General features: G+C 64.7%; 8 protein-coding genes. 4 read left to right on the plus strand and 4 right to left on the minus strand.

All coding sequences use genetic code 11. The features are described from left to right. Positions 1 to 143: 143 nt before the first annotated feature. From CO656_RS18825 to CO656_RS18840, 4 genes are all read right to left on the minus strand, one after another. Positions 144 to 692, minus strand: coding sequence for a sarcosine oxidase subunit gamma (locus tag CO656_RS18825; protein WP_037420338.1), 549 nt, complete (start codon positions 690 to 692; stop codon positions 144 to 146). After that, positions 685 to 3,678, minus strand: a complete 2,994-nt coding sequence (locus tag CO656_RS18830; protein WP_097526705.1) for a sarcosine oxidase subunit alpha — start codon at positions 3,676 to 3,678, stop codon at positions 685 to 687. Before CO656_RS18830 ends, CO656_RS18825 begins: the two co-directional genes overlap by 8 nt. Continuing rightward, a complete protein-coding gene (locus tag CO656_RS18835; RefSeq protein WP_097526706.1) occupies positions 3,675 to 4,016 on the minus strand; it encodes a sarcosine oxidase subunit delta in 342 nt (113 codons plus the stop codon). Before CO656_RS18835 ends, CO656_RS18830 begins: the two co-directional genes overlap by 4 nt. A gap of 69 nt (positions 4,017 to 4,085) precedes the next feature. Beyond that, entirely contained in the window at positions 4,086 to 5,339 is a 1,254-nt protein-coding gene (locus tag CO656_RS18840) for a sarcosine oxidase subunit beta family protein (RefSeq protein WP_037420346.1), read from the minus strand. Between the two features lie 328 nt (positions 5,340 to 5,667). Between CO656_RS18840 and rpsU the strand changes: the two genes are divergently transcribed. From rpsU to CO656_RS18865, 4 genes are all read left to right on the plus strand, one after another. Next, positions 5,668 to 5,880 carry a 30S ribosomal protein S21 gene (gene rpsU, locus CO656_RS18850; RefSeq protein WP_012709405.1) on the plus strand — a complete coding sequence of 71 codons (213 nt, stop codon included), beginning with the start codon at positions 5,668 to 5,670 and terminating at the stop codon, positions 5,878 to 5,880. A 245-nt stretch (positions 5,881 to 6,125) separates the two neighbouring features. Beyond that, on the plus strand, positions 6,126 to 7,016 hold the full coding sequence (locus tag CO656_RS18855; protein ID WP_037420349.1) for a tetratricopeptide repeat protein: 891 nt from the start codon (positions 6,126 to 6,128) through the stop codon (positions 7,014 to 7,016). 145 nt (positions 7,017 to 7,161) lie between these two features. Then, a complete protein-coding gene (locus CO656_RS18860) occupies positions 7,162 to 7,635 on the plus strand; it encodes a DUF992 domain-containing protein (RefSeq protein ID WP_097526707.1) in 474 nt (157 codons plus the stop codon). Positions 7,636 to 7,801: 166 nt separating this feature from the next. Beyond that, entirely contained in the window at positions 7,802 to 9,034 is a 1,233-nt protein-coding gene (locus CO656_RS18865) for an adenylate/guanylate cyclase domain-containing protein (RefSeq protein ID WP_037420355.1), read from the plus strand. The last annotated feature ends 248 nt before the right edge of the window (positions 9,035 to 9,282 follow it).

The raw sequence follows: 9,282 nt of genomic DNA on the forward strand, positions 1-9,282 counted from the left end.
TAGCGACGGGGAGACGGGACTGGCGCCGGCGCGGAACAGTCCTTCGCCCCGCCTGCGGGGAGAAGGTGGCGGCAGCCGGATGAGGGGCGAACATCGGAAAAAAGAAAAAGCGGCAGATCGCTCCGCCGCTTCCGATGCTCTTTTCAATGCGCCGCGTCTTCAGCGCCTTCCGAAAGCAGGCCGAAGACGAAGGGGGCGAACGACCGCCAGCACTCGAGGCGGAACGTATCCTCCGCCGTGCGGAGGAGAACGATCTCGGCCTTGCCGAAGATGGTGCGCGAGCAGGCGCCGACCGGGAAGAGGCCGAGCGACAGGTCCTGCGGGCAACCGCTGTTGATGGCCACTTCCGCGCCTGGTCCGCTGACGATGACCGCCGTGTTGCGGTGCGACACGTCGACCGCGGAATGCAGGGTACCGCTCTGGGCGGCAGCGCCCATCAGGTCGGCGCCGTCCTCGTCGATCACCAGCCACTCGTCCGGACCGAGCCAGAGCGCGTGGCGCTTGGCCGTCGATGCCGAGGTCTTCGGCCGCGTCGGGAGCGTCACCCCGAGAGCGGCCGAGAGGGCCGGCACCGCGTCCTTGCCGGCGCGCAGGGATATCCGCGAGGCGGGTGCCGCCGGCGTGAGGATCGCCGCGTGCGAGCCGCCCCTGAGGCCGGCGAGCGGAGCTTTGCGAATTGCCTGGTCAGCCATGGAGGCGACCTCCTTCCTTGTCAAAGAACACCGTGTCGCTCACTTCGACCGCAATCGTCCGGTCGGCCATCGGCACGTAGAGCGTCTGGCCGAGGCGCGCCTGTCCGCCGGCGACGACGGCCAGCGCGATCGAGCGGCCGCAATTCGACGACCAGTAGGACGAGGTCACATGACCGAGCATGGTCATGGGTTTCGGCTCGTTCGGATCGGCGACGATCTGCGCGCCTTCCTCCAGCACCACCTTCGGATCCTTGGTGAGCAGGCCGACGAGCTGCTTGCGGCCATCCTTGACGAGATCGGGCCGCTTCAGGCCGCGAATACCGACGAAGTCCGGCTTCTTCTTCGACACCGCCCAGGAAACACCGGCGTCATGCGGCGTGAGGGTGCCGTCGGTGTCCTGGCCGACGATGATGTAGCCCTTCTCGGCGCGCAGAACGTGCATCGTCTCCGTCCCGTAGGCGCAGGCGCCCATCGGCTCGGCCCGGGCCCAGATCGCCTCCCAAACCGCCTGGCCGTAATCCGCCGGGACGTTGACCTCGAAGCCGAGCTCGCCGGTGAACGACATGCGGAAGAGCCTGGTCGGAACACCGCAGATCCGCCCTTCGGCGACGCTCATATGCGGGAAGGCTTCGTTCGAAAGATCGATGCCCTCGACGAGCGGCGCGATGATCTCGCGCGCCTTCGGTCCCTGCACGGCGATGACGGCCCATTGCTCCGTCGTCGAGGTCAGCCACACCTTGAGATGCGGGAACTCCGTCTGGAGATAGTCTTCCATGTGCTGCAGGACGCGCGGCGCGCCGCCGGTCGTCGTCGTCACGTGGAAGCGATCCTCGGCGAGCCGGCCCACCACGCCGTCGTCATAGACGAAGCCATCGTCGCGCAGCATGATGCCGTAGCGGCACCGGCCGGGCTTCAAGTTGTCCCACGCGTTGGTATACATCAGGTTCAGGAACTGGGCTGCATCGGGGCCGACGACCTCGATCTTGCCGAGCGTCGAGGCGTCGAAGACGCCGGCAACGTCGCGGACGGTCTTGCACTCGCGGGCGACGGCGTCATGCATGCTCTCACCGGCTTTCGGATAGAACCAGGCGCGCTTCCAGTTGCCGACATCCTCGAACTCGGCGCCCTGCGCCTCCTCCCAGGCATGCATCGGCGTCTTGCGGGCCGGATCGAACAGGCTGCCGCGCGAATGGTTTACGATCGCGCCGAAGGTAACCGGCGTATAGGGCTGGCGGAAGGTCGTCAGCCCCACCTCGGGGATCCCCTTGCCGAGCGCTTCCGCGGCGATCGCGAGCCCGTGCATGTTGGAGAGCTTGCCCTGGTCGGAGGCCATGCCGTTCGTGGTGAAGCGCTTGATATGCTCGACAGAGTGCATGCCCTCGCGCACGGCCAGGCGAATGTCCTTGGCGCAGACGTCGTGCTGGAAATCGATGAAGGCCTTGACCGTCGTATCGGGCCCCGCCCCTTCGGCCGCCCCGATCATACCGCCGGTCCATTCGAAGGCGTTCTGACCGGTGAGCGTTACCTGCGCACCACCTTCTGCGCCGGAGGCCCGCGCCGCCAGCTCGCCGGCGGCAAGCGCCTCGTCGATCGTCGCCTGGAGATCGTCGGTGCCGTTGCATGCGCCGATCGACAGGCAGTCCTGCGCATAAGTGCCCGGCAGGAAGCGCTCGGTCTCCGCATCAAACTTCACCTTGCCGCGCGACTGCGAGAAGAGGTGCACCGAGGGTGTCCAGCCGGCCGAGACGAGCAGCGCATCGACGGCGATCTTGCGTGCCCCGCTGCCGCCATTGCGGGCGACGGTGATCGAGGCGATCCGCAGCTTCCCCGTCGTGTTGACGACGGAGTGCCCCTTGAGCACCTCGATGCCGAGCTCTCTCGCCTTTTCCAGCACCGCTTCGCCCGGTTTTTCGCGGCAATCGACGAGGACCGGAACCGCGACGCCGGCCTTCTTGAGGTCGAAGGCGGCCTCGTAGGCGGAATCATGCGCGGTGTAAATGCCGACCTTCTTGCCGACGGCAACGCCGAAATGGTTGAGGAAGGTGCGGCCGGCCGAGGCCAGCAGGATGCCCGGCCGGTCATTGTTGGCGAACACCATGTGGCGCTCGATCGCGCCGTTGGCGAGGATCACCTTCTTGGCGCGCACCTGCCAGAGCCGCTCCCGCGGCAGCGCCTTGTCAGGCGAGGCGAGATGGTCGGTCACCCGCTCGACCAGTCCGACGAAATTGTGGTTGTAGTAACCGAAGGCCGTCGTGCGCGCCAGCACGGTGACGTTGTCCATGCCGCCAAGCGCCCTGCCGGTCTCCTGGGCCCAGTCGTAACCGGGTTTGCCGTCGATGGTCGTGCCGCTGTCATAACGTAGCGCGCCGCCTACATCCGGCTGCTCGTCGCAGAGGATCACCTTCGCCCCCGCCTTTGCCGCGGCGAGCGCGGCCGCGAGACCGGCAACGCCGGCGCCGACCACCAGCACGTCGCAATGGGCATAGCGGCTCGCATAATGATCCGGATCGGGCTCGGTCGGCGCCACGCCGAGGCCGGCTGCCCGGCGGATGAAGGGCTCGTAGAGCGCGTGCCACGCCGCCTTCGGCCACATGAAGGTCTTGTAGTAGAAGCCGGCGGCGAAGAAGGGCGACAGGAGATCGTTGAAGCCGCCGACGTCGAAGGCAAGAGACGGCCAGCGGTTCTGCGACGCGACCTTCATGCCGTCGAACACTTCCTGGACGGTGGCGCGCACGTTCGGCTGGCGGCGGGCCGCATCGCGCGAGACGTCGAGAAGCGCATTCGGCTCCTCAGCGCCGGCCGAAAGGATGCCGCGCGGGCGGTGATACTTGAACGAACGGCCGACGAGATGGATGTCGTTGGCGATCAGCGCCGAGGCGACCGTATCGCCCTCTAGCGCCGTCAGCGTGCGGCCGTCGAAGCTGAAGCGTGCGGTGCGGGCCGGCGTCAGGCGCCCCGCACCGGAAATGCGATTGACCCCGCTCATTGGGCTGCTCCTTCCAGGGCCTCGTAGGTTTCGACCGTCGCGCTCGTCTCGGGCGCCGCGTCGAGATTGGGCTTCGGCTCGCCGGCCTTGTAGGTCGTCAGGAACCGGTCGCTGACCGTATCGCGGGCGGCGTTGAAAAACCGGCCGCAGCCGTGGATGTGGCGCCATCTCTCGAAGATCACGCCCTTCGGGTTGTCGCGCAGGAAGAAATAGGCCTCGAATTCTTCGTCGCTGATCTCGGCGATGTTGGTCGAACGGGCGATGTGGGCATCACCGCCGTTGCGGAATTCGAGCTCCGAGCGCTCTTCCTCGCAATAGGGGCAGTAAATCAGAAGCATCTGGTAATTCCTCGCGTTAGAGCGCCGCGTCTTCCCCGGAAGGCGCAAAGGTCGCTCTATCCTTCAACTCTAGTGCGCAACGGCGGCGGCAGCCGCCTCGTCGATGAGCCGCCCGGTGCGGAAGCGCTCCAGCGTCAGCCCGGCGGCGAGCCGGTGCGGCTCCCCGCGTGCGATCAGATGGGCGAAGAGATTGGCCGAACCCGGCGTCGCTTTGAAGCCGCCCGTGCCCCAGCCGGCATTGAGGTAAAGCCCCGGCACCGGCGTCACCCCCTGAATCGGCGAGCGGTCCTGGGTCACGTCGACGATGCCGCCCCATTGCCGCATCATCTTGACGCGGCGGAACATCGGGAAGAGCTCGCAGATCGCGTCGAGCGTATGGGTGATGATCTGCAGGCCGCCGGTCTGCGAATAGGAATTGTACTGGTCGGTACCGGCGCCGATGACGAACTCGCCCTTGTCGGACTGCGAAATATAGGCATGCACCGAGTTCGACATCACCACGCAGGGGAAGATCGGCTTCAGCGGCTCGGAGACCAGCGCCTGCAGCGGCTGGCTCTGCAGCGGCACGCGCACATCCGCCATCTGCATCAGCACCGAACTGTGGCCGGCGGCTGAAATGCCGATCTTCTTCGCGCCGATGAAGCCGCGATTGGTGTCGACGCCGGTAACGCGGCCGGTTTCGTCGCGGCGGATGCCGGTCACTTCGCAATTCTGGATGATGTGCACGCCCCGGTCGGACGCTCCACGCGCATAGCCCCAGGCGACCGCATCGTGACGCGCCGTGCCTCCGCGGCGCTGCAGTGCCGCACCGTTGATCGGGTAGCGGGCGGTCTTGGCAATATCGAGCGGCGGACAATAGGCCTTTGCCTGTTCCGGCGTCAGCCACTCGTTGTCGATGCCGTAGAGCCGGTTGGCATTGATATGCCGCTTGAAGGACTGCTGGTCGTGGATGTTGTGCGACAGCATCATCACGCCGCGCGGCGAGTACATGACGTTATAGTTCAGGTCCTGCGACAGGTTCTCCCAGAGCTTCAACGAATGCTCGTAGATATCCATGCTCTCTTCATAGAGATAGTTGGACCGGATGATCGTCGTGTTGCGGCCGGTATTGCCGCCGCCGATCCATCCCTTTTCAAGCACGGCGACATTGGTGATGCCGTGCTCCTTGGCGAGATAATAGGCTGCCCCAAGGCCATGCCCGCCGCCGCCGATGATGATCACATCATAGTGCGGGCGTGGCTCCGGCGAGGCCCAGTGGGGGCCCCAGCCCTTGTGGCCGCGCAGTGCCTCACGCGCCACGGCGAAAACAGAATATTTGCGCATCCGCCTGCTACTCCATGAACCCCGAAAATACGTTCTGTCGGCGTTAGAAATCGCAAATCCGGTGACGGCGCAACGTTTCTTTTGCGACGCGATCCGGCGGACTTGGTCGGACTTGCGACATGGGCGACAAGCATTCGAGGCGCAAGCCCTCCTTCTGTCCCGCTGTGGCGCATTTTTGCCGGCAGCGATGCTCTCGCCGCTGGACTTTCGGCCCGTCATCTGGTATCCGCTCCTCTAATCGTAGAGCTTTCGGCTCGGCGAACGTAGACTTATTGCCTCCCAAACCTGATGGTGAGGCTGCCAACTCGAACAAAGGAACGGGATTCACGTGCAGGTACTTGTCCGCGATAACAATGTCGATCAGGCGCTTCGCGCACTCAAGAAGAAGATGCAGCGCGAAGGCATTTTCCGCGAAATGAAGATGCGTGACTTCTACGAAAAGCCGTCCCAGAAGCGTGCGCGCGAAAAGGCCGAGGCTGTCCGCCGCGTTCGCAAGCTGGCTCGCAAGCGCGCGCAGCGTGAAGGCCTCCTGGCCCGCTGATTGGTCGTTTTTTCGACGCTTTCCAATGTAAATCGTGGCGGGGGCGAGGCATCGCCGCCGCCATTTTGATATGGACACCCTGTCCGTCGGCAGTTTAGCGTGACTGCCGCATCAGTTGGCGACGGTCAGCCGCCCGGAAATAGGCCGGTCGGTTCATCCGAGGCGCTCATTGAGCCCCGGAGCCCCGCGCCTTCGCCGCTCTCCGTAAAGGAAAGCACTGGGACCTGTCGCTTGAGGGATCGACTTTGACACTTGCTGCCATGACTGCGGACGTCTCCGGTTTCACCTTTCAAGAGGCGCACCGCCGCCGCCAGCGCAATCCGAAGCTTGCTGCCATGCTGATACTCGGCTCGGCTCTGCTGCTTGCCGGATGCCAGACCGACAACGCCTCCGAATCGATGATCCGCGTCGAGCGGAAGCAGGGCTCGGAAGAAAACATCGCGTCGCTGTCGAGCGTCATCGCCTCCAATCCGAGCGACCCGGAAGCCTATAATGTGCGTGGTTCGGCCTATGGCCGCGCCGGCGAATTCCGCCGGGCGCTTGCCGATTTCGACCAGGCGATCAAGCTCAACCCGAGCTTCTACCAGGCCTATGCCAACCGCGGGCTCGTCCATCGCAACATGGGCGACCAGCAGGCGGCGCTTGCCGACTACAATGCGGCGCTCCAGCTCAATCCGAATTACGACGTCGCCTATATCGGCCGCGGCAATCTCTATCGCCAGGCCAACCAGTTGGACCCTGCCCTCAACGATTTCAGCAAGGCGATCCAGCTCGACACCACCGATCCCCGCGCCTACCACAATCGCGGCCTGATCTATCAGGCGCGCAATGATCACGCCAAGGCGATCGAGGATTTCTCGACGGCGATCTCGCTGTCGCCGAGCTCGGCCGAGCCCTATAACGGCCGCGGCATTTCCTATGCGGCGCAAGGCGACGACGACAACGCCTTCTCGGATTTCAACACAGCCATCAACCTCAACGGCAAGCTCGCAGAATCCTGGGCAAACCAGGCGCTGATCTACGAGCGTCGCGGCGAGAAGGCCAAGGCGCAGAAGTCCTATTCGCACGCGCTGCAGCTCGATCCGAAATATGAGCCGGCCCGCGCCGGGCTGGAGCGCGTCAAGGCAATGTCCTGAGGTCGCTCCCTCGCTAATTTCAGACGCCCGTGGCGATGCCGCGGGCGTTTTCTTTGTGGAATGCCGATCTGGTAGCACCGGCAGATTGCGGAACCATCAGGGGTTCTATCCGTTTGACCAGAGCTTCCAAACGGAGATCTGAGCCATGATCAGACACATTGTCATCGCGGCGGCCGCCCTTGCGGCCCTTTCAGGAACGGCGCCCGCCCAGAACTATATGGCGCTCGGTCGCCTGACCTGCGGCTCCGAGGGCGGCACGGGGCTCATCGTCACCTCCACTAAAAACCTGATGTGCACCTTCAAGCCTGCGGATGGATCGCCAGGAGCCGTCTATGCCGGCAGGATCACCAAGATCGGCATCGACATTGGCTCGACCGGCAAGACCGTCATGGTCTGGGACGTGCTGGCGAAGACCGGCACGCCTTTCACCGAGTATGCGCTGGCCGGCGAATATACCGGTCTCGGTGCCGATGCGAGCTTCGCCGTCGGCGGCGGCGCAAAGGTTATCGCCGGCGGCACCAACAAGGCCTTCATGCTGCAGCCGATCAATGTCCAGGTCCAGGAGGGCCTGAACGTCGCGCTTGGCATTGATCATCTGATTTTGGCGCCGGCGGGCTGACCGAACACTCAGATACTGCTGGGGGCCCGTCGCGGGCCCCCAGCAGGTTCACGCCTCCCGCAGCCCCCTCGACTGAAACCCCGCCGACTTGCGCGCGACGGCAAGGCGCGCCACTGTGCTGCTGATCGCCGGGTGAAACCGGCGCGACAGTACGACGGGATAGAGGATGAAGGACCAGGCAATCCGCGACATCGTTCTATGGATGTCGGACGAGGCAATTCGCGGGCTCAAGGAACAGGACCTTCTTGCGGGCTTCTGCGACCGTTGCCATGCTGCCGGCGTTCACGTCGACCGCGCGCTCGGGCTGATCGACACGCTCCACCCGGAATTCGAGGGTCGCGCCTTCCAGTGGAACAGAGAAAGCGATGAAGTGCCGGACGTTCTGCACTACGGCTCGACGACCAGCGGCGAGGCCCTGGCGAACTGGCAGCGCTCTCTCTTCTTCCACATGCTCCAGGCAGACGAAACAGAACGCCGCATTCGCCTTGCGCAGGAGCGAGACATCCCCTTCACCACCCTCGACACGCTCAAGTCCGAGGGACACACCGACTGTGTCGGCTTCATCCACCGCTTCACCGACCGCGGCCGGGTAGGCCAGATGGATTGCTTTTACTCCCACTGGGCGACGAAGAGACGTGCAGGCTTCAGCGACGAGGACCTTGACGTGCTCCGGACGCTGGTGCCGACGCTTGCGCTCGCCGTGAAGGCGGCCTCCTGCGTCCGCATCATCGGCACGCTCGCAGACGTCTATCTCGGCCAGGACGCCGGGCGGCGCGTGGTCGAGGGCAGCATCGAACGGGGGGCGGCCGAGCGCATCGAGGCGGTCATGTGGTTCTCGGACCTGCGCAACTACACGCGCATCGCCGAGAGCATTGCGCCGGAGGAGGTCATTCCCTTCCTCAACGACTATTCCGGTACGGTGATCACGGCAATCGAGGAGCATGGCGGCAGCGTACTGAAACTGATCGGCGACGGCGTCCTCGCGATTTTCAACGGCCGCCAGCCGGCCGATGCCTGCAATGCGGCGATCGCCGCCGAGCGGCAACTGCGCGTCATGCTCGCCGAGCTGAACGAGCAACGGCTCGGGGAAGGAAAGCCGACCACCGACGTGTATCTCGGCCTGCATATCGGCGAGGTCTTCTACGGAAACATCGGCAGCCGGAACAGGCTCGACTTCACCGTGGTCGGCCCGGCCGTCAACGAGGTGAGCCGCATTGTTTCGATGTGTCGCTCGGTGGAACGGCACCTCATCATGTCTTCGGAGTTCATCGAGGCCTCTCCGGCCGCCCATCGCGCCAACGCCGTTTCGCTCGGCCGCTTCGCGCTTCGCGGCGTCGCAAGAGCGAAGGAACTGTTCACCTGGGATCCGGAGATCGCCGGCGCGCCAGAGCCGGACTGACCATTTCGAGCCGGAGCATCGCCCTTGCCTACAAGTGGCAAGGCTTCGGCACTTGCTGCGGAAAGCGTTTAAATCCTGGAGATCGAAGGTTTTTTGGAAGACCTGCAGCTCGTGACGGCGACACGGCGCCGCCTGCACCCTTGCCTGCTCCGAGAGGTAGAAATCCACGCGTCGGCGGGGCTTGTGCCGGCTTCAGCGGGGGTTGCGCGGGGAGGCGAACGCAAAAAGGCCCGCGCTTGGCGGGCCGT

Source organism: Sinorhizobium sp. FG01 (assembly GCF_002531875.1).
In the GTDB taxonomy this organism is placed as follows: domain Bacteria; phylum Pseudomonadota; class Alphaproteobacteria; order Rhizobiales; family Rhizobiaceae; genus Sinorhizobium; species Sinorhizobium fredii_C.